This is a genomic window from Rahnella inusitata (assembly GCF_003263515.1).
GTDB lineage: Bacteria > Pseudomonadota > Gammaproteobacteria > Enterobacterales > Enterobacteriaceae > Rahnella > Rahnella inusitata.
Genome location: NZ_JYDE01000001.1, coordinates 74,975 through 101,420 on the forward strand (window position 1 = coordinate 74,975; position 26,446 = coordinate 101,420).

At 52.4% G+C, this 26,446-nt stretch carries 27 protein-coding genes and 1 pseudogene; 19 read left to right on the forward strand and 9 right to left on the reverse strand.

Annotation, left to right across the window (positions count from 1 at the left end):
- Positions 1-122: 122 nt before the first annotated feature.
- The 4 genes from TU92_RS00320 to TU92_RS00335 are packed head-to-tail and all read left to right on the forward strand — an operon-like array spanning position 123 to position 4,330.
- Positions 123-1,148, forward strand: a complete 1,026-nt coding sequence (locus TU92_RS00320; protein ID WP_112163986.1) for an ABC transporter ATP-binding protein — start codon at positions 123-125, stop codon at positions 1,146-1,148.
- A 15-nt stretch (positions 1,149-1,163) separates the two neighbouring features.
- On the forward strand, positions 1,164-2,096 hold the full coding sequence (locus tag TU92_RS00325; protein ID WP_112164080.1) for an ABC transporter permease: 933 nt from the start codon (positions 1,164-1,166) through the stop codon (positions 2,094-2,096).
- On the forward strand, positions 2,086-2,892 hold the full coding sequence (locus TU92_RS00330) for an ABC transporter permease (RefSeq protein WP_112163987.1): 807 nt from the start codon (positions 2,086-2,088) through the stop codon (positions 2,890-2,892). Before TU92_RS00325 ends, TU92_RS00330 begins: the two co-directional genes overlap by 11 nt.
- A 16-nt stretch (positions 2,893-2,908) precedes the next feature.
- On the forward strand, positions 2,909-4,330 hold the full coding sequence (locus tag TU92_RS00335; protein WP_112164081.1) for a gamma-aminobutyraldehyde dehydrogenase: 1,422 nt from the start codon (positions 2,909-2,911) through the stop codon (positions 4,328-4,330).
- Positions 4,331-4,410: 80 nt separating this feature from the next.
- Here the strand turns inward: TU92_RS00335 and TU92_RS00340 are convergent, their stop codons facing one another.
- Together TU92_RS00340 and tehB are read right to left on the reverse strand one after the other, a co-directional pair.
- The gene (locus tag TU92_RS00340; protein WP_112163988.1) at positions 4,411-4,773 is read right to left on the reverse strand and encodes a hypothetical protein; all 363 of its coding nucleotides are present in this window, start codon (positions 4,771-4,773) and stop codon (positions 4,411-4,413) included.
- A gap of 300 nt (positions 4,774-5,073) precedes the next feature.
- A complete protein-coding gene (gene tehB, locus TU92_RS00345; RefSeq protein WP_112163989.1) occupies positions 5,074-5,673 on the reverse strand; it encodes a tellurite resistance methyltransferase TehB in 600 nt (199 codons plus the stop codon).
- A 220-nt stretch (positions 5,674-5,893) separates the two neighbouring features.
- On the opposite strand from tehB, the gene TU92_RS00350 reads away from it, so the two are divergent.
- Positions 5,894-6,526, forward strand: coding sequence for a Vat family streptogramin A O-acetyltransferase (locus tag TU92_RS00350; RefSeq protein WP_112163990.1), 633 nt, complete (start codon positions 5,894-5,896; stop codon positions 6,524-6,526).
- 7 nt (positions 6,527-6,533) lie between these two features.
- Here the strand turns inward: TU92_RS00350 and TU92_RS00355 are convergent, their stop codons facing one another.
- Both TU92_RS00355 and TU92_RS00360 read right to left on the reverse strand, forming a co-directional pair.
- The gene (locus tag TU92_RS00355; protein ID WP_112163991.1) at positions 6,534-7,061 is read right to left on the reverse strand and encodes a GNAT family N-acetyltransferase; all 528 of its coding nucleotides are present in this window, start codon (positions 7,059-7,061) and stop codon (positions 6,534-6,536) included.
- A 28-nt stretch (positions 7,062-7,089) separates the two neighbouring features.
- On the reverse strand, positions 7,090-8,004 hold the full coding sequence (locus TU92_RS00360) for a LysR family transcriptional regulator (RefSeq protein ID WP_112163992.1): 915 nt from the start codon (positions 8,002-8,004) through the stop codon (positions 7,090-7,092).
- Between the two features lie 117 nt (positions 8,005-8,121).
- On the opposite strand from TU92_RS00360, the gene TU92_RS00365 reads away from it, so the two are divergent.
- The 8 genes from TU92_RS00365 (at position 8,122) to chbG (ending at position 15,465) form a co-directional block, all read left to right on the forward strand.
- Entirely contained in the window at positions 8,122-9,498 is a 1,377-nt protein-coding gene (locus TU92_RS00365; protein ID WP_112163993.1) for an MFS transporter, read from the forward strand.
- Positions 9,495-9,884: a DUF4440 domain-containing protein gene (locus TU92_RS00370; protein ID WP_112163994.1), complete on the forward strand. Its 390-nt coding sequence runs from the start codon at positions 9,495-9,497 to the stop codon at positions 9,882-9,884. The genes TU92_RS00365 and TU92_RS00370 overlap by 4 nt, the downstream gene beginning before the upstream one ends.
- 304 nt (positions 9,885-10,188) lie before the next feature.
- Positions 10,189-10,509, forward strand: coding sequence for a PTS sugar transporter subunit IIB (locus tag TU92_RS00375; protein ID WP_112163995.1), 321 nt, complete (start codon positions 10,189-10,191; stop codon positions 10,507-10,509).
- Positions 10,510-10,635: 126 nt separating this feature from the next.
- Positions 10,636-11,994, forward strand: coding sequence for a PTS N,N'-diacetylchitobiose transporter subunit IIC (gene chbC / locus TU92_RS00380; RefSeq protein ID WP_112163996.1), 1,359 nt, complete (start codon positions 10,636-10,638; stop codon positions 11,992-11,994).
- Between the two features lie 63 nt (positions 11,995-12,057).
- Complete coding sequence (gene chbA, locus TU92_RS00385) at positions 12,058-12,405, forward strand: PTS N,N'-diacetylchitobiose transporter subunit IIA (protein WP_112163997.1); 348 nt, start codon at positions 12,058-12,060, stop codon at positions 12,403-12,405.
- Positions 12,406-12,419: 14 nt separating this feature from the next.
- Entirely contained in the window at positions 12,420-13,256 is an 837-nt protein-coding gene (gene chbR / locus TU92_RS00390) for a transcriptional regulator ChbR (RefSeq protein WP_136627571.1), read from the forward strand.
- Positions 13,257-13,318: 62 nt separating this feature from the next.
- The gene (locus tag TU92_RS00395; protein WP_112163999.1) at positions 13,319-14,662 is read left to right on the forward strand and encodes a 6-phospho-beta-glucosidase; all 1,344 of its coding nucleotides are present in this window, start codon (positions 13,319-13,321) and stop codon (positions 14,660-14,662) included.
- A 44-nt stretch (positions 14,663-14,706) separates the two neighbouring features.
- The gene (gene chbG, locus TU92_RS00400; RefSeq protein ID WP_112164000.1) at positions 14,707-15,465 is read left to right on the forward strand and encodes a chitin disaccharide deacetylase; all 759 of its coding nucleotides are present in this window, start codon (positions 14,707-14,709) and stop codon (positions 15,463-15,465) included.
- 54 nt (positions 15,466-15,519) lie between these two features.
- Here the strand turns inward: chbG and TU92_RS00405 are convergent, their stop codons facing one another.
- On the reverse strand, positions 15,520-15,936 hold the full coding sequence (locus TU92_RS00405) for a winged helix-turn-helix transcriptional regulator (RefSeq protein WP_112164001.1): 417 nt from the start codon (positions 15,934-15,936) through the stop codon (positions 15,520-15,522).
- Between the two features lie 119 nt (positions 15,937-16,055).
- On the opposite strand from TU92_RS00405, the gene TU92_RS00410 reads away from it, so the two are divergent.
- Positions 16,056-16,910 carry an SDR family oxidoreductase gene (locus tag TU92_RS00410; protein ID WP_112164002.1) on the forward strand — a complete coding sequence of 285 codons (855 nt, stop codon included), beginning with the start codon at positions 16,056-16,058 and terminating at the stop codon, positions 16,908-16,910.
- Between the two features lie 61 nt (positions 16,911-16,971).
- Here TU92_RS00410 and TU92_RS00415 read toward each other — a convergent pair whose 3' ends face one another.
- Positions 16,972-17,229 (reverse strand): biofilm development regulator YmgB/AriR family protein, encoded by a 258-nt coding sequence (locus tag TU92_RS00415; protein WP_112164003.1) that lies wholly within the window; start codon positions 17,227-17,229, stop codon positions 16,972-16,974.
- Positions 17,230-17,711: 482 nt separating this feature from the next.
- Here TU92_RS00415 and TU92_RS00420 point away from each other — a divergent pair.
- Positions 17,712-18,268: pseudogene (locus tag TU92_RS00420) on the forward strand (P-loop NTPase family protein).
- A 24-nt stretch (positions 18,269-18,292) separates the two neighbouring features.
- Here the strand turns inward: TU92_RS00420 and TU92_RS00425 are convergent.
- Positions 18,293-18,691 carry a NirD/YgiW/YdeI family stress tolerance protein gene (locus TU92_RS00425; RefSeq protein ID WP_112164004.1) on the reverse strand — a complete coding sequence of 133 codons (399 nt, stop codon included), beginning with the start codon at positions 18,689-18,691 and terminating at the stop codon, positions 18,293-18,295.
- Positions 18,692-18,818: 127 nt separating this feature from the next.
- The gene (locus tag TU92_RS00430; RefSeq protein WP_112164005.1) at positions 18,819-19,730 is read right to left on the reverse strand and encodes a LysR family transcriptional regulator; all 912 of its coding nucleotides are present in this window, start codon (positions 19,728-19,730) and stop codon (positions 18,819-18,821) included.
- A gap of 186 nt (positions 19,731-19,916) precedes the next feature.
- On the opposite strand from TU92_RS00430, the gene TU92_RS00435 reads away from it, so the two are divergent.
- Both TU92_RS00435 and TU92_RS00440 read left to right on the forward strand, forming a co-directional pair.
- Positions 19,917-20,522 carry a cysteine dioxygenase family protein gene (locus TU92_RS00435; protein ID WP_112164006.1) on the forward strand — a complete coding sequence of 202 codons (606 nt, stop codon included), beginning with the start codon at positions 19,917-19,919 and terminating at the stop codon, positions 20,520-20,522.
- On the forward strand, positions 20,515-22,131 hold the full coding sequence (locus TU92_RS00440) for a rhodanese-like domain-containing protein (RefSeq protein ID WP_112164007.1): 1,617 nt from the start codon (positions 20,515-20,517) through the stop codon (positions 22,129-22,131). Before TU92_RS00435 ends, TU92_RS00440 begins: the two co-directional genes overlap by 8 nt.
- Before the next feature lie 56 nt (positions 22,132-22,187).
- On the opposite strand, the gene TU92_RS00445 is transcribed toward TU92_RS00440, so the two are convergent.
- Positions 22,188-22,454 (reverse strand): YjbD family protein, encoded by a 267-nt coding sequence (locus TU92_RS00445; protein ID WP_112164008.1) that lies wholly within the window; start codon positions 22,452-22,454, stop codon positions 22,188-22,190.
- Between the two features lie 389 nt (positions 22,455-22,843).
- On the opposite strand from TU92_RS00445, the gene TU92_RS00450 reads away from it, so the two are divergent.
- Both TU92_RS00450 and TU92_RS00455 read left to right on the forward strand, forming a co-directional pair.
- The gene (locus TU92_RS00450) at positions 22,844-24,223 is read left to right on the forward strand and encodes a glycoside-pentoside-hexuronide (GPH):cation symporter (protein WP_112164009.1); all 1,380 of its coding nucleotides are present in this window, start codon (positions 22,844-22,846) and stop codon (positions 24,221-24,223) included.
- Positions 24,220-26,262, forward strand: a complete 2,043-nt coding sequence (locus TU92_RS00455) for a glycoside hydrolase family 31 protein (protein WP_112164010.1) — start codon at positions 24,220-24,222, stop codon at positions 26,260-26,262. The genes TU92_RS00450 and TU92_RS00455 overlap by 4 nt, the downstream gene beginning before the upstream one ends.
- Positions 26,263-26,446 lie beyond the last annotated feature (184 nt).

Sequence of the window (26,446 nt, forward strand, 5' to 3'; positions counted from 1 at the left end):
CTGCGTTAGCTGCCTTCTGGAATGCCGGCCGCATACTTAAGTATGCTCTCGGCATTCCCTCAGTGGCTGCCTTGAAACGCCTCAAATGAATTAGCGTATACCTTATTTATTTTCAGGAGAATATTATGCCCGCCGTGCAATTTATTAATGTTTCCCGTTTATACGGAGAAACAAAAGCCGTCGATAATGTCTCGATTGATATTCAGGACGGCGAATTCTTTTCCATGCTGGGGCCTTCCGGCTCGGGAAAAACGACCTGCCTGCGGTTGATCGCCGGTTTTGAAACGCTGACGTCAGGATCCGTCCGTATTCACGGTAAAGAAGCCTCACAGCTCGCGCCCTATGAGCGCGATGTAAACACCGTGTTTCAGGATTACGCGCTCTTCCCGCACATGACCGTGCTGGAAAACGTGGCGTATGGCCTGATGGTGAAAGGCGTGGGTAAAAAAGAACGCAATATCCGTGCGATGGAATCACTGGAGCGGGTTGCGCTCGGCTTTACCGCAGCGCGTAAACCGGCATTTTTGTCCGGCGGACAACGTCAGCGTGTGGCCCTGGCGCGCGCGCTGGTGAATCAGCCAAGCGTGTTATTGCTGGATGAGCCGCTCGGTGCGCTGGATTTAAAGTTACGAGAGCAGATGCAGGGGGAACTGAAAAAGCTGCAGCGCGAGCTGGGCATCACCTTCATCTTCGTGACACATGATCAGAGTGAAGCGCTTTCGATGTCCGACCGCGTCGCGGTATTCAACAATGGCCGCATCGAACAGGTCGATACACCGCGAGAGCTTTATCTCAACCCGCGCACCGCGTTTGTGGCGCAGTTTGTCGGTACGGCAAACGTGCTGACTTCAGATCTCTCTCTCAAAATTACCGGCGTATCCGGTAGCCGCTCTATTCGCCCCGAGCATATTCGTCTTGCCCCGCAGCTGCTGGCAGGAAGTCATGCGGTGCAGGTCAACGCCATACTCAAAGACATCCATTTTCAGGGCGCGGCGACCCGCTACGAACTGGCTTTGGAAGGGGGCGAAAAGCTGTTCGTCAGCGAACCCAACAATCTTGCGGCCAGCGCACAGACCACATACCGGCAGGGTCAGCCGGTGGTGGCGTGTTGGGACAGAGATGCAATGGTTGCGCTGCTTGAGGGCTAAACGATGGATATCAGTATGACTCCTTACGAGAAGCGCGCCCGCCGTGGCCGTGCGCTGATAACGTATCTGCATCACCGACCGGGTTTTTATCTGGCACTGCTGCTGGTACCGCCGCTGCTCTGGTTCGGCGCTATCTACTTAGGCTCGCTGTTTGCCTTACTGTGGCAGGGTTTATACACCTTCGATGACTTCACAATGACGGTGTCTTCGACGCTGACCACCGCCAACATCCGCGCGCTGTTTGACCCGGTGAATGCCGACATTATTGTGCGCACGGTGACCATGGCGCTGCTGGTATCGTTTTTCAGCGCGGTGCTGGCGTTCCCGATCGCCTATTACATGGCGCGTTACATTACCGGCAAGAAAAAAGCGTTCTTTTATGTCGCGATCATGTTGCCGATGTGGGCGAGTTACATCGTCAAGGCTTATGCCTGGACGTTGCTGCTTTCCAAAGGCGGCGTGCTGCAATGGTTCCTTGAACATCTCGGGCTGGAACCGCTGCTTTCGACGATGCTGAGCCTGCCGGGCATTGGTGGCAATACGCTGTCGACCTCGGGGATCGGGCGCTTCTGGGTGTTTGTTTACATCTGGCTGCCGTTTATGATCCTGCCGATCCAGGCCGCGCTGGAACGCCTGCCGCCCTCGCTTTTGCAGGCTTCTGAAGATCTGGGTGCGAAGCCGTGGCAGACGCTGCGCTACGTCATCTTCCCGCTGGCGGTCCCCGGTATTGCTGCCGGTTCTATTTTTACTTTCTCTCTGACGCTGGGCGATTACATCATTCCGCAGCTGGTGGGGCCGCCGGGGTATTACATCGGCAATATGGTCTATTCGCAGCAGGGTTCGATCGGCAACATGCCGATGGCCGCCGCGTTCACGCTGGTGCCTATCGTGTTGATTGCCCTGTACTTGTCGATGGTTAAACGACTGGGAGCTTTCGATGCACTCTAAACGCGCACCCTGGTTACTCAAACTCTCCGCGTGGGGCGGGCTGGTTTTTCTCCACTTTCCGCTGCTGATTATCGCGGTCTACGCCTTCAACACCGAGGACGCGGCGTTCAGTTTCCCGCCAAAGGGCTTCACGCTGCACTGGTTTGCAGTGGCGGCCAGGCGCCACGACATCCTCGACGCCATCTGGCTTTCGGTGCAGATAGCCTGTTGCGCCACCCTTATTGCGATGGTGCTCGGCACGCTGGCGGCGGCGGCGCTGTATCGGCGTAACTTCTACGGCAAAAACAGCATCACATTATTGTTTATGTTGCCGATTGCCCTGCCGGGGATCATCACCGGGCTGGCGCTGCTTAATGCGTTTCACGCCGCGCAGATAGAGCCGGGGATGCTGACCATCATCATCGGGCATGCCACCTTTTGTATGGTGATTGTCTACAACAACGTGATCGCCCGCTTTCGCCGCATCACGCACAGCCTGATTGAAGCTTCTATGGATTTAGGCGCTGACGGCTGGCAGACCTTCCGCTACATCATTTTGCCGAACCTCAGCACCGCGCTGCTGGCGGGCGGAATGCTGGCGTTTGCGCTGTCTTTCGATGAAATCATTGTTACGACGTTTACCGCCGGACACGAACGTACTTTGCCGATCTGGCTGCTCAATCAGCTGGGCAGACCGCGCGAAGTGCCGGTGACCAACGTGGTTGCGCTGTGCCTGATGGTGCTCACCATGATCCCGATTCTGGGCGCGTGGTATCTCACAAGAAATGGGTCGGATGTGGCCGGTGACGGCAAATAATAATAAGGAAAAACTGATGCAAACGAACATGTTGATCAATGGTGAGCTGGTTGCCGGTGCAGGCGCGTCATTGCCGGTTTTCAACCCGCATACGGGACAGGAAATTGTACGTCTGGCGCAGGCCAGCGAAGAACAAACCACGCAGACCGTCGATTTGGCGCATCACGCCTTTACAGAATGGGGCCAGACCACACCGAAAACCCGCGCCGAGCTGCTGCTGGCGCTGGCGGATCGCATCGAAGAAAACGCCGAAGCGCTGGCCAAACTGGAATCGCTCAACTGCGGCAAACCGTATCATCTGGTACTCAATGATGAGCTGCCGGCGGTGGTGGATGTCTTCCGCTTCTTTGCGGGCGCCAGCCGCTGTCTGAACGGCTTAGCGGGCGGGGAATATCTCGCCGGACATACGTCCATGGTGCGTCGCGATCCGCTGGGCGTGGTGGCCTCTATTGCGCCGTGGAATTATCCGCTGATGATGGCCGCTTGGAAAATTGCTCCGGCGCTGGCGGCGGGCAACTGCGTAGTGATCAAACCCTCCGAAATCACGCCGCTGACCGCCCTGAAGCTCGGCGAACTGGCGCGCGATCTTTTCCCGGCGGGCGTTCTCAACGTACTGTTTGGCGAGGGGAAAACGGTCGGTAACGCACTGACGCATCACGATAAAGTGCGAATGATTTCCCTGACCGGCTCCGTGGCCACGGGTGAAAAAATTGTCGCGCAGGCCACCAGCGGTATCAAGCGCACGCACATGGAACTCGGCGGCAAGGCACCGGTGATTGTTTTCGATGATGCGGATATCGCTCAGGTAGTGGAAGGGGTGCGCACCTTCGGTTTCTACAACGCCGGACAAGACTGCACCGCCGCCTGCCGTATCTACGCGCAAAAAGGCGTGTATGCACGGCTGGTCGAGGCGCTTGGCGATGCGGTTTCTACGATCACGCTCGGTACCGATGAAAGCAGTGAAATGGGGCCATTGGTTTCGGCTGCGCATCTGGAGCGGGTTGAAGGATTTGTGCGCCGGGCAAAAGAGCTCGCACATATTCAGGTTGTTACCGGCGGGGAGCGCGTCAGCGGCGAGGGCTATTATTTCCAGCCGACGTTACTTGCCGGTGCGCGCCAGGAGGATGAAATCGTGCAGCGCGAAGTGTTTGGTCCGGTGGTCAGCGTCACGGAATTCGATACCGAAGAACAGGTTCTGACCTGGGCAAATGAATCGAATTACGGTCTGGCATCTTCCGTCTGGACGCAAAACATTGGCCGCGCCCATCGTCTCAGCGCCCGCCTGCAATACGGCTGTACCTGGGTGAATACACACTTTATGTTGGTGAGCGAAATGCCGCACGGTGGCCAAAAACAATCCGGCTACGGAAAAGATATGTCGATGTACGGGCTGGAGGATTACACGGCAATCCGCCATGTGATGTTTAAGCACACCTAATCAGAACGGTTTTTTTACGCGGTATTCTTTGAAATGAAACAGGGAGCCTTATGCTCCCTGTATTCTTAGAATGCGATGTTTTATGCCGTCGCTGACGTGGCAATTTTCTTGCGTGCAATATCGATAAAGAGAATGCTGGCAGCAAAAGATATCCCTGCACCAATTATAATGGTGAGCAGATACGAGGTGAGATAATTATATTCTTTATCAATTAATGTGAGCTGTTCGGAAATTAAATCAATGTTGTCAATGACGTAACCTCTGGCAACATAAATGCCGCACCAGAATGCGCTAAAGCCGATCAGGCAGGTATAACAAACATAGCTGAATTTTCTATCAATATATTCAAGGTAAAATTTAGGATCTGAATACGCCATTTTAAGCAGGCCTAAAAAACACCCCAGATAAATACCAATTAACCACTTCATGATGTCCCAGTTCATACGACTCTCTGAATGCTGCCGCTGCCGGCATTGAAGAATAAAATATTAAACGATGCTCTGACGCCCTTCGGGCGAGGGATGAACATGGTCACCAAAATACTAATAAACTGATTTTATTTGGTTTTTTCCTGAAATAACGCGCTGTATTATCACACTCCGCTAACATTCTGGCAAGAATGATGACACTGACGGCAGAGTAAATTTAGCATGAAGGAAAGACCGAGTGGGCCGGGGGACGCGGAAGGGAATGTGCGAATGCAATTCGCAGGGCTGGCGGCGATGTCGTCAGCCCTGATAACGTTAGATCTTCCTGGCTAAAAGCGTCGCAAATCTCAGTTTGTAACGGTCACCGTTTTCATCGCGTTTATGCAATTCGCCGACATCTTCATTGTATTTCACGATTTCCCATCCGCGATAGTAGTCACGCAGTTCTTCCGGTCTGAAGGTGAACGGGAAGGGCAGCGGACAAGGATAATCCGGGCTATCCATCGCCGCGACGATCAGATTGTAACCGCCGGTTTTCGTTGCCGCGTGCATGTCTTCGAGGATGTGGGGGATGCTGTCTCGCTCGAGAAACATCATCACCACGGTAGAAAAGATGAAATCATAGTCGCCACTGAAACGGTGCGCGTTGAGATCCTGCTCGCTGATGTCAATATTGTGCAGAGACTCTGCCGCAATAATCTCCTGCACTTTGGCGACGCTGAGCGGATTGTTGTCCCAGCCCGTCACATCAAACCCTTTAAGGTTCAGATACAGCGAATTTCGGCCGCTGCCGCATCCCAGATCCAGCGCCTTTCCGGGCTGAACGTAGTTGGCTGCGTTGATGATTTCTGAATGGGTGCGGGACAGGCCGTATTTGTCGGCATAGTAATCTTCTGGTGCGGGCTGCTGAGTCATTCCCTGTTTTCCTCATAAGTTGTATCGAATGCGCGTGATTATCCTCCTAATTGCCGGGGGCGCTATTACTCTTAGTGGTAATTCAAACTCTTAATGGTAATTCAAACTCTTAGTGGTAACTCAAAGAACGCGACGGGCAGTGTTGAGAACCAGGCTTGTATGTTACATGATGAAATCAGAAGGAAATGATGAATCTGTTGATAGCCAAGAGGGAGATACCATGTTTGGTCCTGATCCGAAAAATAAGCATCCGATGGCAGGTTTTCCGCAGGTGTGCTTTATCAAGAATACTGTCGATAATCCGAACATCATCATTGGGGATTACACCTATTATGATGACCCTGAAGATTCAGAAAACTTCGAGCGCAACGTTCTGTATCACTTCCCTTTTATCGGCGACAAGTTGATTATCGGCAAATTCTGCGCGCTGGCACGCGGTGTGAAGTTCATCATGAACGGTGCGAACCACAAGATATCGGGTATATCGACCTATCCGTTTTATATCTTCGGTCAAGGCTGGGAGAACGTCATGCCTGCCGCAGAAGAGCTTCCGTACAAAGGTGATACCGAAATCGGAAACGACGTGTGGATCGGGTATGAAGCGTTGTTTATGCCCGGCGTGAAAATCGGCCACGGTGCCATTATCTCTTCGCGGTCGGTTGTGACCGGCGATGTTCCCGCTTATGCCATCGTCGGCGGCAATCCGGCTAAAGTGATCCGCTATCGCTTTGATGCTGAAACCATTGCTAAGCTGGAAGACATCGCGTGGTGGAACTGGCCCGTGGAGAAGATTTCCCGCAATCTGTCGCTGATCGTTTCCGGGGATATTGACGCGCTGGTTTCATGCGCATAAATCCGCTTTACCGGTAAGCTCTTCTGTCCGTTTGCCGGTAAAGATAACTGCCGACGCCGTGAACCGGATCGCCCTGAAAACCGATCTTCTGCATCCCGATTTTCTCCAGAACGCGCTGTGAGGCCAGATGATTTTCGCGCACGGTGGCGGAAATCTGCGCCAGTCCTAACCGTTCAAAGCCTGCATTAAGCGCCGCGCTGGCAAACTCAGTCGCAAGTCCCTTTCCCCAGACTGCTTTCGCCAGCCGGTAGCCGAGAAATACCCGGTGATTATCGTAACCTTCGCGGATACCCAGCCCGCCAAACCCAATGATCTCTTCCGGATGACTGTGCAACGCGACCGCCCAATGCCCGTGGCCATAAGTTGGCCATTCCAGCAACCAGCCGTTGAGCTTGTCCCGCGCGAATTCCAGATTCGGATAGGGGCCACGCGGATTAAACTCATTGGTCTGCGGATCGCCGTAGATAGCAAAGAGTGAATGTACGTCAGTGTCCGCAACCGGACGAAGCAATAGCCGCGATGTTTCAATGATCATAATGAACGTTTTCCTCCTGTTACCTGAGTTAAATCTTAGCCTGAGTGGTTGAGTCCGCCATCCTCTCACGCAAAAAATCAATAAAGCGTCGCACCTTTTCCGGCACGTGGCGGGTATTGGGATAGAGCGCAAAAATGCCCTGGGGCGGAAAATGGTGATCGGGCAGCAAATGGCACAAGCGACCGGCGTCGATTTCCGGCTGTACCAGCCAGTCGGGCAGCAGCGCGACACCGGCATCATGCAGCGCAAAAGCGAGCAACGCGGAGGCGCTGTCAGCGGCAATGACCGGTGGCGTATCGACCCGAAAGGGGAGGGTAACGCCCTGATTGTCGGTTATCCTCCAGCTCATCGGCAGGGGCAGGCGACTGTGGGCAATCCATTTCAACTGCGCCAGTCTTTTAGGCGTGGTGATCGTGCCTGTTTGCCGGAGAAAGGCGGGTGAGGCGACCGGCAAAATGCCGAACTGGCCGAGCGTGGCGGCGTGATGGCTGGAATCCTCCAGATGTCCCAGACGGACAGCCAGATCAAACCGTCCGCTGATCAGATCATCATGATGAGAAGAGGCAACATGCTGGACCCGCAGTTGCGGATGCAATGCGGCAAAAGCCGACAGCGCCGGTACGACCACCCGCGCGCCATACTCTGGCGTACTGGTGATGCGTAACTGACCGCTCAGGCCGCCGTGATCGCGCCGCACGTCGTCGAGTACGGCTTCGGCTTCCTGCAACAACAACTGACAGCGCTGAAAGAAGCGCTCACCGGCATCGGTCAGCGCCACTCGCCGCGTGCTGCGGGTCAGCAGCGCAACGCCAGTTTCACTTTCCAGCAATTTCACATTGAAACTCACCACCGCTTTAGTGAGCCCCAGTGACGCAGCCGCGCCGGTGAAACTTCCTGCAGTAGCGACGGCGACAAAAATCTCCAGTCGTTGCAAATTCAGCATAGTCGGGAACCTGATTGTCAAACTAATTTTGACAGTGTAACGCTGTGCCGGGCGTATATCCCGCAAAAATTATCCGCTACATTCCCGGCCTGACTGGTGAAAGTGGAATTTATAAGTATGAATTATCGGACGCGCGTTGCCGTGGTGTATCTGCTCGGTTTCTTTGTCGATTTGATCAATATGTTTATCGCCAACGTGGCGTATCCCGGTATCGCGCGGCATTTTCAGGCGCCGGTCAGTGCGCTGGCGTGGGTCAGCACCGGGTACATTCTCGGGCTGACGCTGGTTATCCCGCTCAGCCGCTGGCTTACCGCGAGGTTCGGCGCACGCAGAATATTCATCGTTTCTGTGGTCATCTTTATGCTCGCCTCACTGGGGGCTGGCACCGCCGGAAGTCTGATGTCACTTATCGTGTGGCGAATTGTGCAGGGGCTGGGCGGCGGATTACTGATTCCGGTCGGACAGACGCTCACTTATTCACTCTTTCGCAGCCATGAGCGCGCCAGACTTTCGGCGATGATCATGCTGGTCGGTCTGCTGGCTCCTGCATTATCACCGGCGTTCGGCGGTATGATTGTCGACAGTTTCAGCTGGCGCTGGGTGTTCGTTGCCAGCCTGCCACTGGCGATGCTGACGTGGATTCTGGCCCTTTTCTGGTTACGTGATGAAGAGGTTAAGGAACCCGCCGGACGTTTTGAACTGTCAGGTTTTCTGCTGGCCGGAGCGGCGCTGGCACTGGTATTACCCGGACTGACGCTGCTCGGTGAAACCGGGGATGTTGCGACGGGCGTCGTTTTATTGCTTTGCGGGCTGATCCTGATGACGATTTTTGTGCGCAAATCATTACAACAGTCGCGACCTCTGCTGGAGTTAACGCTGATAAAGGATCCGCTGTTGCGAACCGCTATGCTTATCTATCAGTGTATTCCCGGCATTTTTACCGGTATCAGTCTGATTGCCATGCTTTACCTGCAACAGGAACTGCATTTTTCTGCCGCGCAGGCGGGCGGACTGATGGTGCCGTGGTCGCTGGCCTCGTTTGTCGCCATCAGCGTGACCTGCAAGATGTTTAACCGCGCGGGGCCGCGTGCATTATTCATTCCCGGATGTCTGATTCAGGGCATGGGTATAGGTTTTCTGGCGGCGCTGAGCGTGACACAGCAGCCGTGGCTGGCCGTTACCGCTTTCTCGCTAATGGGATTTGGCAGCAGTTTGTGCAGCAGTACTGCGCAAAGTTGTGCATTCCTGCAGGTTCGGCAGAATGCGCTGGCGGATGCCAGCGCGCTGTGGAATATCAACCGCCAGCTCAGTTTTTGTCTCGGCGTGACAGTTGTCAGCGTCATGCTCAACGTTTTGCAGGTTTATATCCCGCAGCACGCTTACCGGCTGAGCTTTATTATCGCCGCTGCCAGCGTGTTGTTACCGGTGATGTTATGCCTGAAATTGCCGGGTCGTGAAATTGTCCAGGCATTCAATCTGAAGGAAAAAAGATGAATCGTTATATCAAAGAAGTGTTCGACGCCCACGAGCTGATCCAGCGCTGGTTTACTGATGCCGCAGCGCCGCAAAGCGTTTGTGACGAATTACTGGCACGTTTTAGCCCTGCGTATTCCATGGTGACACTGACTGGCCACCTGCTTGATTATCCGAAACTGTGTGGATTTTTCGCCGCACAGCGTGGAGCCAAAGCCGGTTTACACATTGACGTCGGGCAGCCGGTTTTAATCGCGGAAAGCGCACAACATGGCGTGGTGACCTATCAGGAGCGCCAGCAATTACCGGGGCAGGCGGCAACGTTACGATATTCAACAGTTGTGTTTGAGGTGGACGCACAGGGGAACCTGTTGTGGCGGCATTTGCATGAGACGGCGGCGGCGTGACAGTTAAACTCAATCTTTCTGCATCATAACGTCAATCCATCTCCCAGGCCCTGCCCCTTTTGCAGGGCGCTATCTTATTTCCCATCGCGAATTATTTGCCCAAAATGTGAAGGGAGTCATAAGCGATGGTCAAGGAGAGACAATTTTCTGGTTCGTAAAATTATCCCCCTCTGAAGTCATGCCGTATACTCCCTTCAAGCAGAGACAATCAGCATTCTATCTACATCATTTTTGTACCCGCTATTGTCGGCGAAGCAGGATCTCTTATCGGACCTGCAATCACTTAGGATATGAGGGTTTCGTTATGGATAAGAAAGTCATCTATTTGTTTTGTTCCGCAGGAATGTCTACCTCATTGCTGGTTTCGAAAATGAAAGTCGTGGCTGAGAAATACGAAGTGCCGGTCATTATTGAAGCATTCCCGGAAACGCTGGCGGGGGAAAAAGGCGGTGCGGCTGATCTGGTGCTGCTCGGTCCGCAAATTGCTTATATGCTGCCAGAAATTCAAAAAGTATTACCGGGTAAACCTGTCGAAGTGATTGATTCAGTCATGTACGGAAAAATTGATGGGCTGGGCGTGCTGAAAGCTGCCGTCGCGTCGATCAAGAAAGCTGCAACTGCATAATGTACGACCTTGCTTTATTTTGTTTTAAATTTTTGTATTAGCGTTTATTTAAGTCAAAGAGAAATCCAGTCAAAGAGCGAATTTCATACCCTGGCCGCCGGATGGCGGCATTAAAGGAAAAATCGAATGAGTAAAGCTATTGATTCCCTGGAAAAGATATTACTTCCTTTTGCCGTCAAAATTGGTAAGCAACCCCATATAAACGCCATTAAAAATGGTTTCATCAAATTAATGCCACTGACCCTTGCCGGGGCCATGTTCGTTTTAATTAATAACGTCTTCCTTAATTTTGGCGACGGTTCTTTCTTTTATTCTTTAGGTGTGCGTTTAGATGCCTCTACGATTCAAACACTGAACGGTTTAAAAACGATCGGTGTGAATGTCTACAACGGGACATTAGGCATAATGTCACTGATGGCGCCGTTCTTTATCGGCATGGCCATGGCGGAGGAACGCAAAGTAGACTCGTTGTCAGCAGGTCTGCTGGCGGTCGCTGCCTTTATGACTGTTACACCTTATAGCGTCGGTGAAGCTTACGCGGTAGGCGCGAACTGGTTAGGCGGTGCGAATATCATATCCGGTATGCTTATCGGTATCGTCGTCGCTGAAATGTTCGCTTTTATTATTCGCAGAAACTGGGTGATTACTTTACCGGCAAGCGTCCCCGAATCTGTCGCACGTTCATTCTCCGCATTAATTCCGGGCTTTATTATCCTGTTTATTTTCGGGGTAATTTCCTGGCTGCTGGGATTATACGGTCATAACTTCCACCAGATTATTATGGACTCCATCTCTAAGCCTCTGGCTTCGATGGGCAGCGTCGTGGGCTGGGCTTACGTCATATTCAACTCCCTGCTGTGGTTCTTTGGTGTGCACGGTTCACTGGCGCTGACTGCGCTGGACAACGGCATCATGACACCCTGGGCACTGGAAAACATTGCTCTCTACACCGAATACGGGTCAGTGAGTGCGGCGATTGAAGCGGGTAAAACCTTCCACTTCTGGGCCAAACCTATGCTTGATTCCTACATCCTGCTGGGCGGTTCCGGTGCGACGCTGGGTCTGATTATCGCGATTTTCATCGCGTCACGCCGCGCGGATCATCGCCAGGTGGCGAAACTGGCGCTGCCTTCTGGCATCTTCCAAATTAACGAACCGATTCTGTTTGGTCTGCCGATTATCATGAACCCGGTGATGTTTATTCCGTTCGTTCTGGTGCAGCCGATTCTGGCGGCTATCACGCTGGCGGCTTATTCCATGGGGATTATTCCGCCGGTGACCAACCTCGCGCCCTGGACGATGCCAACCGGTCTCGGTGCCTTCTTTAACAGTAACGGCAGCATCGCTGCATTGTTAGTTGCGTTGTTCAACCTCGGGATCGCCACGCTGGTGTATATGCCTTTCGTCATATTGTCTAACAAGGCGCAGGCGATTATTGAGGAAGAAGAGAGCGAAGAGGATATCGCTGCAGCACTGAAATTCTAATCTGAACCGGTGCAGGGCGGGCCTCCGGCCCTGCGTTTTTTCCGCAATCATGGAGAGATAAAGATGATTGATTTAGACAGCATCACTGATACGCAAGACGACATGCAGGAACTCGAAGAAGTGGTGATGGGGTTGATAATTAACTCCGGACAGGCTCGCAGTCTGGCTTATGGCGCACTGAAAAAAGCCAAAGAAGGCGATTTTGAGCAGGCCAAAGCGTTAATGGATCAGTCCCGTCTCTCGCTCAATGAAGCGCATCTGGTGCAAACCAAACTGATTGAAGACGACATGGGCGAAGGCAAAATGAAAGTCAGCCTGATTCTGGTTCACGCGCAGGATCACCTGATGACATCCATGCTGGCGCGAGAGTTAATTACGGAACTCATTGAGCTTCACGAGAAAATAAAATAACGTAGGAAGCCATAATGCAGCCACCGGTACTGAGTATGGAAATCAAGACAGCACGCGAGAATCAACTTTTCGACGGTCAGAATTTCCATATGTTTATCTACAACAAAGTAGAAAGCATTTCCGGACTGCATGAGCATGACTACTACGAATTTACGGTCGTACTGACTGGCCGGTATTATCAGAATGTGAACGGGAAAAGGGTGCTTTTAGAACGCGGCGATTTCGTTTTTATTCCGCTGGGTTCCAATCATCAAAGCTTTTATGAATTTGGCGCGACGCGGATATTAAACGTCGGGATCAGCAAAGCATTTTTTGAACAGCACTATTTATCTTTATTACCTTCACATTTTGTCGCATCACAAGTGTATAAAATTAAGACTGAGTTTCTGACCTATATTGAGTCGGTGATAGCTTCTCTGAATTTCCGCAATGGGGAGTTCAATGAGTTTCTGGAAATGGTGACGTTTTATATCGTCAACCGGTTACGTCACCACCGGGAATCTGAAGCTACAACGGATGCGCCAGTCTGGCTGAAGACGGCCATTGAAAAAATGCATGATAAAGCGCAGTTCGGTGAAAAAGCATTATCGAACATGGTGGAATTGTCCGGTAAGTCGCAGGAATATCTCACCCGCGCCACGCAGCGACATTACGGCATGACGCCCATGCAGATTATCAATGAAATCCGGATTGATTTTGCGAAAAAGCAGCTTGAAATAACCAACTACTCGGTCGCAGATATTGCATTTGATTCCGGATATAGCAGCCCGAGTATGTTTATCAAGAACTTTAAAAAGCTAACCTCATTCACACCGAATCATTATCGAAAGAAATTATGCAGTATTAATTAACTCTTAACCTTAAATAAATTTCTGTTTTCATTTGCAGTGCAATAGATTGCACGGGAGTTCCTATGAGCAAAAAACTGAAAGTCGTCACTATTGGTGGCGGGAGCAGCTATACCCCGGAATTACTGGAAGGCTTTATTAAGCGTTATGATGAATTGCCAATTTCCGAATTATGGCTGGTGGATGTCGAAGGCGGAAAAGACAAGCAGGACATTATTTTTGACCTCTGCGTGCGCATGGTAAAACGCGCGGGCGTTCCTATTGAAATACATAAAACACTGAACCGCCGCGAAGCCTTAGCGGATGCCGATTTCGTCACTACGCAGCTGCGCGTAGGTCAATTAAAAGCACGCGAACTGGATGAGCGGATCCCGCTGAGCCACGGCTATCTGGGGCAGGAGACTAACGGCGCAGGCGGCTTATTCAAAGGGCTGCGCACTATTCCGGTCATTTTCGATATCATCAAAGACGTCGAAGAAATCTGCCCGAATGCCTGGGTGATTAACTTCACCAATCCGGCGGGCATGGTTACGGAAGCGGTCTTCCGTCAAACAAAATTCAAAAAATTCATCGGCGTATGTAACATCCCTGTTGGCATGAAAATGTTCATTCAGGACGTACTTAAACTCGCGCCGCAGGACGATTTATCCATCGACCTGTTCGGTCTTAATCACATGGTGTTTATCAAAGATGTCATCGTTAACGGCGAATCGCGCTTTGCTGAATTGCTCGACGGCGTGGCGTCTGGCCGGCTTACCGCCGGTTCGGTCAAAAATATCTTTGATTTACCGTTCAGCGAAGGGCTGATCCGCTCCCTGAACCTGCTGCCGTGCTCGTATCTGCTGTATTACTTCAAACAGAAAGAAATGCTGGCGATTGAAATGGGTGAATTCTACAAAGGCGGCGCGCGCGCAACCGTGGTGCAAAAGGTTGAGAAGCAGCTGTTTGATCTCTATAAAGACCCGGAACTGAGCGTAAAACCGAAAGAACTGGAACTGCGCGGCGGCGCGTATTACTCCGACGCCGCGTGCGAAGTGATCAGCGCGATTTACAACGATAAACAAACTGAGCAGTACGTTAATTTCCCGCACAACGGGCATATTGACAATATTCCGGCGGAATGGGCTATCGAAATGACCTGCACCATCGGGCGCAACGGCGCGACGCCTCATCCGCGGCTGACCCACTTTGATGATAAAGTCCTTGGGCTAATCCATACCATCAAAGGCTTTGAAATCGCAGCCAGCGAAGCGGCGCTCAGCGGCAAATTCAACGACGTGTTGCTGGCGCTTAACCTCAGCCCACTGATCCATTCCGACAAAGATGCCGAAATTCTGGCGCGTGAACTGCTGCTGGCGCATGAAAAACATCTGCCCAACTTCGCAGAAGCTATCGCAGCACTGAAATAACCCGTCTGCCTTCCCGAAAGGGAAGGCAATGCCAAGGGGGAAAAATGGATAAATTACTGATAGTCAACGCCGATGATTTCGGGCTTTGCAAAGCGCAAAACTACGGCATTATCGAAGCATTCAGAAACGGTGTTGTCACTTCTACCACGGCAATGATGAATGCTGGCGGTGTTGAACATGCCGCCGCACTGAGCACTGAGAACCCGGCTCTTGCGGTAGGAATGCACTTTGTACTGACGCTCGGAAAACCTTTATCGCCAATGCCAAATCTGGCGCGAAACGGCGAGCTGGGCAAGTGGATCTGGGAAGTGGCGGAGCAGGGGGCGTTGCCACTTGATGAAATTGCTCAGGAACTGAAGTGCCAGTTTGTACGCTTTACCGAAATTTTTGGCCGCATGCCGACGCACATTGATAGCCACCACCACGTGCATATGATCCCGAAAATCTTCCCGATTGTGGAAGCCTTTGCAAAGGAGCAGGGCATTCCTGTGCGCATTGACCGCGAGGATCTCCGCAAAGGTGAGATCGCGCTAAACGGTGCACAAAGTACGCAAGGTTTTGAAAGCGGATTTTATGGCGATGCGATTTCGCAAACACTCTTTCTGGAAACGCTGGACAGCGCGCTGAAACGTGGCGATTCCTCACTGGAAATCATGACCCATCCCTCGTTTATCGATAATACGATTCTGGCGAGTAAATACTGTTATCCCCGCCTCGCCGAGCTTGATGTACTGACCTCTCCGACGCTTAAAGAGGCGATTGCGGAACGCGGATTCCGGCTCGGAACCTTTAAGGATCTCTGAGTTATCAGTACGAAAAACGACAAAGGCCTGAAGGAACATTCGGGCCTTTGTGAATCATTTCTCTCCCACCACCCGCAGACTCCGCTGTTTCATCACGCGGTGAAGATTGGATTCAAGCCAGTTGGCGAGCCCGGAGATTTGATCTTTCACCTCAATGCCAAGTGGCGTCAGGCGATACTCAACATGTGGCGGTACCACCGGAAATGAACGACGATCGACAAACCCATCTTCTTCAAATGACTGTAACGTCTGTGCCAGCATTTTCTCACTAATGCCACCCACTTTGCGGCGCAGTTCGCTGAACCGCAGCGTTTCTTCGCTCAGGGCTATCAGCACCAGCAAACCCCATCGGCTGGTGATATGGCGCAAAATCTCGCGTGACGGGCAGTTAGGATCCAGTACTTCTCCGCGACGGATTTGTTCGGTGAGCGGTAATTTCTCAGTGGATTTATCGGACGAAATTATTTTCATACTTACCTTTTGGTACGTACTTACGAAAGGTAAGTATATCGCATAGGATGTTTCAACGGCGACGCTTTTAGCGCCTTTCAGAACATAAATCTTGTGTCTTAAACTTTTGGAGAAAAAACATGATCGCAATTACCGGTGCCACCGGCCAGCTTGGCCGCCTTGTTATCGCTGAATTGTTGAAGAAAATCCCGGCGAATCAGATTATTGCTGCCGTTCGCAGCCCTGAAAAAGCGAAAGATTTAGCGGATTTAGGTGTTGAATTGCGTCAGGCGGATTACAGCCAGCCCGCAACGCTCGACAGCGCTTTTAAAGGCGTAGAAAAAGTGTTGCTGATTTCCTCCAGTGAAGTGGGCCAGCGCGAAGCGCAACATGGCGCGGTGATCGCAGCGGCGAAACGCGCAGGCGTGAAACTCCTGGCTTACACCAGCGTGCTACATGCTGATAAAACCCCGCTGGGCCTGGGAGTAGAACATCGCGCAACCGAAAAAGCCTTAAGCGAATCAGGTGTCCCGTTTGTGTTACTGCGTAACGGCTGGTACACCGAAAATTATGCGGCGAGCATCGCTCCGGCGCTGGCGCACAATGCGTTTATCGGTGCGGTGGGCGAAGGGCGTATTTCCTCTGCGGCACGTCAGGACTATGCCGAAGCAGCTGCGGCGGTACTGAGTCTGGATAATCAGGCTGGTAAAGTGTACGAACTGGCGGGTGATGAGTCTTATTCGCTGGCGGAATTCACGGCGGAAATTGCGCAGCAGTCAGGCAAAAAAGTAGATTACATCAACATGACTCAGGCAGATTTCGCCAACGCGTTAAAAGGTGCGGGATTACCGGACTGGCTGGCGGAGATGCTGGCAGATTCTGATGCAGCCGCTGCGAAGGGGGCACTGTTTGATGATTCTCATACATTGAGCAAGCTAATTGGTCGCCCGACAACGCCGGCGAAAGAAGTGATAGCTGCCACGCTTAAAGCTTAACGCATTGTTATAATGTTTGTTTCCGGCCTGTTAGCAATGTGCTTAACAGGCCGTTTCTATTTTAAATCACGTCGTCTTGCGTGGATAACAGCACTAATTCCAGCAGATTGCGACAACCCTGCTGATTACTGACATTGCTGTCTTGCTCAAGCTGACGGATCAGCCCTTCAATAATGGCTTTGTTGGTCACCGGGTAGCGGCTGTACAAAAGGCTGGAAACGACCCTGCCAAGGATCTCCACTTCGCTTAAGGTCTGAGTTTCTTGCTGATTGAAGTATTCACTAATTTCTGTAACTGTTTGTTCTTCTTCGAATTGCATGTAGACCTCCTTAAACTTCGCATGTAAAGGGTGACATGGGAAGTGTCTGTTGCCAGTCAGAGAACATAGAATTGTGTAGCAACGCTTCACAATAAACCTCCCTGTTTCATCTCAACGCTATGGCACAAATCTAAAAAAACCAGCCATGAAAAAATGTCTTTGGAGGAGGGGAAATCCACGTTCTCCTCCAAAGACCAGGCTGAATATGCCCGTAAATGACGGACTAATGATAAAGCAGGGGTATAAAGAAGTTATACAAAGATTACAGATTTGTACAGGTTCGCCTGAGAAATATCTGAATAACAGGTTGCTAGCAATCGTAAACAGCACGAATTGTACTGTTCGAATTACGATCGATACATTCACGCAGTGATTTAGTTCAGTTTGTAATGATCATTCTGGTTGCATTTTAACCGCTGTACAAAATGCATTTGCTGCGTCAGAATGCCCGCCCAAAAAAACAGCTTATAGGGAGCGGGACGGTGAAAATCAATGTCATTGGAACCAGCGGAAGCGGTAAATCCACTGTAGCGCGCGGAATTACTCAGAAACTGAATATTCCTTATATCCAGCTGGATGCATTGTTTTGGCGTGCTGACTGGCAGGGCACCCCGGATGACCTTTTTTTGCAAAAATTGAAGCGGCGCTGGCGGGTAAAAACGACTGGGTGATTGACGGAAATTACAAAAGGACGCAATCCATCAAGTGGCGTGACGTGGATATGATTGTCTGGGTGGATTACTCATTTTTGCGCACGCTGTATCAGGCTGTACGGCGGGCAGCGGTGCGGGCCTGGCAGCAGGACGAAATCTGGGCAGGAACCGGCAACCGCGAGACGTTTCGTAAAAGCTTTTTCAGCAGAGATTCGATCATCTTGTGGACACTGAAAACTTATCGCAACAACCGTCGCCAGTATGAGACGTTGCTGACGGATGCCCGCTGGCAGCACGTCCGGTTTGTGCGGTTGCGGTCACCCAAAGAGACTCAGTCGTTTCTCAGTGACTTACCCCTGTTAAAGCCGTCTACAGGCTTGCTTTAGCTATCCCTGCGAATGGCGTGAATATTATTGTTTTCTCACATACTTCGCGTTGAGCACTATTTCTTTGCCTTTCTTCACCGTCTGACCGCTGATACTGATCAAATCCGAAGGATTAATTTCCTGCCCATCCCAGGCAGTGGCAGGAATATGCGTTTCAATCGTGCCGGTTTTATCGCGGAAGGTATAAGAGTCAGCACCGTTCTTTTTGATGATGAAACCTTCCAGCGTGACCCAGTTTAACGACTGCGTTTTTTTGATGCGCTCGATGGTATTTTCGTGAGCATCCTTGGTCCCGCGCTGGCCGCTGTCTTGCTTGTGCTGCGGCGGTGGCGTGTCATCATTTTTGAAACCACCGCCAGTATCTGCCATGACCTGACTGCTCATCGCAAACGCGCCCAATAATATAAGAGTCCATGTTTTCATAGCGAGATCCTCTGCCTTGATTGTTTGTTTTCAAAACACTTGTATTCAAAAGCATGGCAGAAAATGCGTGTTTCTCCAGCGAACAGGTAAGAACCAGATAATTCCAGAAATGCACAACAGGAGGGCATTAATATTCGATACCGGTATGAACCGGTAAATCCAGTCCGTGCGCAATCGCCGCCGCAAAGGCATCAATTGCAGGGATTTGACTCGCCGGGACATTTGGATAGACCAGCCACAGCTGGCTGCGCGGGGCGAAATCCTTCAGCGCATACAGTTCCAGTTCGGGGCGCAGCGCGTGATGTTCCACCAGCGCGCGCGGCATCAGCCCGAGACCCCGTCCTTCGGCGATAAGTGAGAGCTGTAACGTCACTCCGAAAGCCTCAAGATTGATTAACAGCGGCAAACCTTGCTCGATCAGCGCCCGTTGCAGCGCGGCGCGAAAACCGCAGCCCTCGGGATTGAGGATCCAGCCATGCTGATAACATTCCTCCAGCCGTTGCGGCAGTTCTGCCGGGGCTTTCGGGCCGACTACCACTAAATCCACCGCGCCGAGAGGCTGATTCTCAATACCTGCCGGAAACTGTTTACTGGCCGGAAAGAGCACCACTGCGGCCTCCAGCTCCTGGCGCTGAATGCGCAGCAATAACTCTTCTCCCCAGCCGCTGGATAACCGGGGCTGGATCTCAGGAAACTGTGCCGAAAGCATTTTCAGCGCAGGCAGCAGGCTGCTTTCACTGAGGCTTTGCGGAACCGCCAGACGCAACAGGCCGGAAGGTGGGCTGTCGGCGGCCACCAGATCGCTGAGTGCATCGACTTCGCGCAGAATATGGCGGCATTGCTGATAAACGCGTTTACCCATCAGGGTGGGTTTCAGCGGTTTGGTCTGCCGGTTAAGCAAAGGAATGCCAAGAGACTCTTCGAAATTCTGCACACGGCGGGTGATAGCGGGCTGCGTCAGACCCAGTTCATCGGCGGCGAGACGCGTGGATTGCAGGCGGATCACCGCGACAAACGCGGTTAAATCTTCAATTTTCATGGCACTCAATGTCCGTCCAGATAGTCAGAAATCAATTCACGCAGCATAAGTCAATTTTCAGAATGACGCTGGAACGCACTGCACATTTTTATGTGTGAATTGCATATTAGCTTATCCATAAAATGAATTTTGGTTGAGTTTGACCGGTGCTAGCCTGTCATGAATGTTCATTAAAAGGGGAAGGCGATGACAGCGTTTCATAATGCGCCGTTGCGACAATTTCTTGCCGATTTTACGCGGCTGATTCAGGCACCTCATGGCCAGACCGAAGTACTTGCACAGGGCAGTGAACTGCTGGCGACGCTGATCCGCGAGGATAACTGGCTGGCGGAGGAATTCGCTCAGCCGCATGCTGAACATTATCAGCAGTATTTATTGTATGCCGATCCGCTGTCGCGATTTTCCGTCGTCAGTTTCGTTTGGGGGCCTGGGCAAACCACGCCGGTTCACGATCACCGCGTCTGGGGGCTGATCGGTATGCTGCGCGGCGCGGAAATCAGTCAAAACTTTGCTCGCCACGGTGACGGAACACTGCAAGCGGAAGGCGAACCTGTCACGCTGCAACCCGGTGACGTCGAGAAGATCGCCCCGGACGTGCAGGATATTCATCAGGTCAGCAATTTCTACAGCGACCGGGTATCCGTCAGTATTCACGTCTACGGCGGCAATATCGGCGCCGTCTCACGCGCTGTGTATCTCCCTGACGGGCGCGAGAAAACCTTTATTTCTGGCTATTCCAATTCCAGTCTTCCCAACCTCTGGGACCTGTCAAAAGAGAAAACTCATGTCTGACTCTCATGCATTACCGCTGCGTCATTTCTCCCGGCTACATCAGTCCCTGCACGAGGGACAGGAACTGGCGCTGATTGATGTCCGTGAGGAAGCCGCATTTGCTACCGGTCATCCTTTATTTGCCGCCAATCTGGCGCTGTCCAAGCTCGAACTTGAAGTGCTGGATCGCATTCCCAACCGCCAGACAGCAGTGACGCTGTATGACAACGGCGAGTTCTATGATGTGCAGCACGGCGAGCGTAAAACTACGCGGGCGGCGGCTTTGCTGCATTCGCTGGGCTATAAAAATGTGGGTGTGCTGGCAGGCGATCTGGCTGGCTGGAAAGAGGCGGGCGGCGAGATCTTTATTGATGTGAATGCGCCAAGCAAAGCCTTCGGCGAATGGGTGGAACACCATTACCAGACCCCGTCGCTGACCGCTGAACAAGTGTTGGCGCTGCAACAGCAGGGCGCAAACATTGCAGTGCTGGACGTCCGTCGTTTTGATGAATATCAGGCGATGAGCATTCCCGGCGGCGTCAGTGTGCCGGGTGGCGAACTGGCGCTGCGGTTGCGTGATGCGGTTCCCGATAAAAATACGCAGGTGATCGTCAATTGTGCCGGGCGTACGCGCAGTATTATCGGTACGCAGTCGCTGATTAACGCCGGTTTCAAACAACCGGTCGCGGCATTGCGTAACGGGACAATCGGCTGGACACTGGCGGGTCAGACTTTGGCGCATCAGCAGGATGCAACCTTCCCGGAACTGAGCGAAAAATCCCGTCAGGCAGCGTTGAAAGGCGCGCAGGCTCTGGCTATTCGTGCGGGCGTGCGTTCAGTGACGTTGTCACAAATTCACGACTGGCAGCAGGATGATTCTCGGACTTTATATCTCTTTGATGTACGCACAGCGGAGGAGTTCCGGGCTGGTCATTTACCGGGTGCGCGCCACGTGGCAGGTGGTCAGTTGGTTCAGGAAACGGATCACTACGCGACGGTGCGTGGTGGGCGAATTGTGCTGGTGGATGATGACGGCGTGCGAGCCAACATGGCGGCGTCTTGGCTGGCGCAGATGAAATGGGAAGTGTATGTGGCTGATGTGACGGCAGAGGATTTCGCCGAACAGGGTGACTGGAAAGCACAGGTCGCTCCGGCTCCGGCGGTGGAATCCGTGACGCCACAACAGCTGCAACGCTGGCTGGACGACGGCGAGACCGGTGTCATTGATCTCACCACCAGTGCGAATTTCCGCAACCGGCGTATTCCGGGTGCAGTGTGGACAACGCGCGGCAATATTCCACAGATAATAGCTTCTCAGCCTGAGAAACAGCAGTGGGTGGTGACCTGCACCAGTGGTTTACTGGCACGTTACGCCGTCACGGAAGTGGCGTCATTAACGGCTAAAAATACCTATTTGCTGGAGAAAGGCACGGTTGGCTGGATTGATGCAGGACTGCCGCTTGAGCGGGGCGATAGCACGTATCTGGACCATCCACAGGACAGATATCTCCGTCCGTACGAAGGAACGGATGTCAGTGCGCAGGCGATGCAGGATTATCTGGACTGGGAATATGGTCTGGTGGCGCAGCTGGAAAAAGACGGCTCGCACGGTTTTACATTATTAAAATAAGATACAGAACGAAGGCTGACGCCTCTGCGTGAAGCACGCAGAGGATCAGTTAATGCTTAACGGCGGCCGCGCGGATGGGTGCGTGCAGTCCAGTCGTAGGTCGCAGAAGTACTAGGAACGGCTTTATTACGGCGTTTTTCCGCACGGGCTTTCGCAGCCACTTTTTCCTTTTCTTCCATCAGTTTGTCGATGTAATCATCTTTGATGCGGTTATTTTCAGAGTTGGTCAACTCGCGGCCCTGTGCTTTACGAGCCCGATCCAGCTGGGTTTTCAGTTCCCGCTGTTCGCTTTCCGTCATATCTTGTTGTGTCAGTCTTTTCATTTGAAACGCATCCTGTGAGGAAAGTGGCAACCAGTGTAGTCGTTAATGGGGGGAAATACCCGCGAGAGTCGCTGAAACAGGGTTTTTTGTGCGGCTGGTGCGGTAAAACGCGTTTTTATCCGATGCCGGATCCCGCCCTGAAATACGGCCATGAAGCCGTTTTGTTGCCACGGTTACCGGCAATACATTTTCCATCACATCTTCCGGAGTTTCCCGCAACAACCTGCAAGATGTTCCCTTTCGATGTTACCGGTATCACAGAAGCTAAATATCGTAAGAAAATTATTATATCTCGTAATTGTAGCGGCCTTTTAACCTCTCTATAACAGATCCTCAGCCCATCGGACGGACTGACTTTTTTGTTTAACCGGAAAAAGGCAGATCGAGTTATGAGTGGAAAATTATCCGTAAAAGAAAAAGTGAGTTACGGTCTTGGCGATATGGCGAGCCATATTGGCCTGGACAACGTCATTATATTTTTAACCTTTTATTACACCGATGTTGTGGGATTACCGGCGGTATTCGTCGGGACAATGTTTCTGGTCGCACGCATCGCGGATGCTATTGTGGATCCGGCGATGGGGCTTATCGCCGACCGAACCCAAACGCGCTTCGGTAAATTCCGGCCTTATATTCTCTGGCTGGCGCTGCCCTTTGGGATCAGTTGCTTACTGGTGTACGCCGTACCAGAATCCCTCTCGCTGACCGGCAAAATGGTGTACGCCAGCGTGACCTATTGCGTGATGATGCTGATGTATACCGCCATCAATATTCCGTATTGCTCGATGGGCGCAATTATTACCCCGGATAATACCCAGCGTATTTCCCTGCAATCCTACCGTTTTTTCCTTGCCACGCTCGGTGGGGCGATGTCCACATTCTTAATGATGCCTTTGGCGGAAATGATGGGTGGAGGAAATAAGCTGGACGGGTATTTCGGCGCGATGGCAATTATGGCGTCAATCGCCGTGGTGATGTTTTTATTGTGTTTCCTCAATACTAAAGAACGTATTAGCGCGCCGCCGACGCATGAGAATTTCCTCTCGGATCTGCGTGATTTAGTGCGTAACGACCAGTGGCGCGTCGTCGCGGCGCTGATCTTCTTTAACATCTCTTTCGGCGTCGTCCGCCTCGGCGCGATGATGTATTACGTCACTTATTATCTCGGGCATGCCAGCTACTTTATGTGGCTGCTGGCGGCGCATATTATCGGTAAAAGTCTCGGCAGTATGCTGGTCAAACCGCTGACCCGAAACCGCAGCAAACTCTCCGCGTTCAGTCTGTGTGCCGTGTTAACCGGTGCGCTAAGCATGGCCATTTTCTTCCTTCCCGCCTGGATTTCACTGCTGGTCGGCATGACGCTGCTGGTCTCGACCTTCTATCAGGTCACGACCACATTAATGTGGGTGATGATGTCCGACGTGGTCGATTACGGTGAATACAAACAGGGCAAACGCATGGACGGCACCGTGTTTTCCACGCTGCTGGCGATCCTCAAAATGGGGATGGCAGTCAGCGGCGCGGTGGTCGGCTGGACGCTTGGCCTGAGCGGTTATGTTCCGCATGCAACCCAGCAAAACCCGGCAGCGATGTTGTCGATTATCGCGCTGTTCTCGCTGGTGCCGGGCGTGTTGTCGATGTTCAGTGCGCTGTCGATGCGGTGGTACAAACTCAACGACGCCACGATGAAAAAGATTAACCAATCCAAAATTACCCCTGAACGCGTGCCTGAACCTCAGGCCACCTTGCATACACAGGAGTCTGCATGAGCGAATTAATCGCCGAGAAAAACCGTATCCTTTGGCATTTCGATCAGCAAACGCTGGTGATTGAACCCTGGGGAGTCCACAGCCTGCGCGTGCGCGCCACCTGTCGTCCGGCGCTAAATGATCATCTTTGGGCGTTGATGCCACTGAGCGAACAGCCGCAAACGGAAATCAGCCATGGGACAGAAACGCTGACCATCAGCAACGGCAACATCAGTGCGACTGTTAACATCAAAGGGCAGCTGGCCTTTTACAATCAGCACGGTGAGCTGATTCTCGAAGAGTATTGGCGGCAACGCTCCACCGTGGGAATTGGCGCGACGGAAAAGAGTCAGGACAAATACATTAGCGCGCTGAAAATGGATGCCCGCGAGTTTAAGGCCATCCCTGGCGGCAAGCATCAGCTGACAGTGCGATTCGAATCGCGTCCCGATGAGAAAATCTACGGGATGGGGCAGTATCAGCAAAGCTGTCTGGATTTGAAAGGCTGCACGCTGGAACTGGCGCAACGTAATTCACAGGCCAGCGTACCGTTTATGCTTTCCAGTCTGGGGTATGGTTTGTTGTGGAACAATCCGGCGATTGGCGAAGCCACGTTCGGCAAGAACATTACCCGCTGGGGAGCGCAGGTGACCGAGCAGATGGATTACTGGATCACCGCCGGTGACACGCCTGCCGAGATCATGCATCAGTATGGTCGCACGACCGGCACCGCGCCGCTGATGCCGGAGTACGCCACCGGTTTCTGGCAGTGTAAATTGCGTTACCGTACTCAGCAGGAAGTGCTGGAGGTCGCACGTGAATACAAGCGCCGTGAGTTGCCGATTTCGGTGATAGTGATTGATTTCTTCCACTGGCCGAATCAGGGAACCTGGTGTTTTGATCCGCTGGACTGGCCGGATCCCAAAGCAATGGTCGCGGAGCTGAAATCTCTCGGTATCGAAACCATGGTTTCTGTCTGGCCAACGGTAGACAGCCGCACCGACAATTACAAAGAGATGAAATCCAAAGGGTATCTGGTGAATACCGATCGCGGCGTTTCGGTGAATCTTGATTTTCTCGGCAACTGTACGTTCTTCGATGCCACGCATCCTGACGCCCGTAAGTTTGTCTGGGAGAAGGTGAAGCAAAATTATTACGATCTGGGTATTCGCACCTTCTGGCTGGATGAAGCCGAACCCGAATACCGCGCTTATGATTTCGATAATTATCGCTATCATCTCGGGCCGGTGCTGGAAGTGGGTAACATCTATCCGCAGAAGTTCGCGCAAGGCTTTTACGACGGGCTGCAACAGGAAGGCGAGACGGAGATCGTCAATCTGGTCCGTTGCGCCTGGGCTGGCAGCCAGCGGTATGGTGTACTGGCGTGGTCGGGCGATATCCATTCTTCCTTTCACGCGCTGCGTAACCAGATTGCCGCCGGTCTGAACATGGGGCTGGCCGGTATTCCATGGTGGACGACGGATATCGGCGGATTCCAGGGCGGTAATGTCAACGATCCGGCGTTTCAGGAGCTGTTGATCCGCTGGTTCCAGTGGGGAGTCTTCTGTCCTGTGATGCGTTTACACGGCTACCGCGAACCGCAGATCCAGCCGTCAGAACCGTGGCGCGACGGCATCGCCCAGTGCAACAGCGGCGCTCCGAATGAAGTCTGGAGCTATGGCGAAGAGAATTATGAGCTGATGAAAAACGGGTTATTCCTGCGAGAAAAACTGCGGCCTTACATCAGCCGCGTAATGCAGGAAGCCCATGAGAAGGGCGATCCGGTCATGCGCACGATGTTCTATCAATATCCGGATCAGGCTGAAAGCTGGCAGGTGGAGGACCAGTACATGCTGGGCGCAGATATCCTGGTTGCGCCGGTGCTCTATGCAGGGCAACGAGAGCGCACGGTATGGCTTCCCGCCGCAGAGGTGTGGGTCGCGCTTAACGGTGAGCGTTATCCGGGGGGATCGACGATAACGGTGGCCGCTCCGCTGGAAGGTATACCGGTATTTGTGAGGGAAGGGGCGCAGGTGCAGGGGGAGATTGTTTTGAACTAGCAGGTGCCCTACATCCCGGATATGTTCCAGTATCCGCAGCTATTGCCGCAAAACCCCGCTTTTAACGTCAAAATAACTCGATCCGCTCCCTCCCCTGCGAAGGGGAGGGCTGGGCTGGGGTATTGAATAAAATCAATACGTTGAAGTGTGCTTTGACAAGGTGTCAGTCCTTAAACCCCCCTCC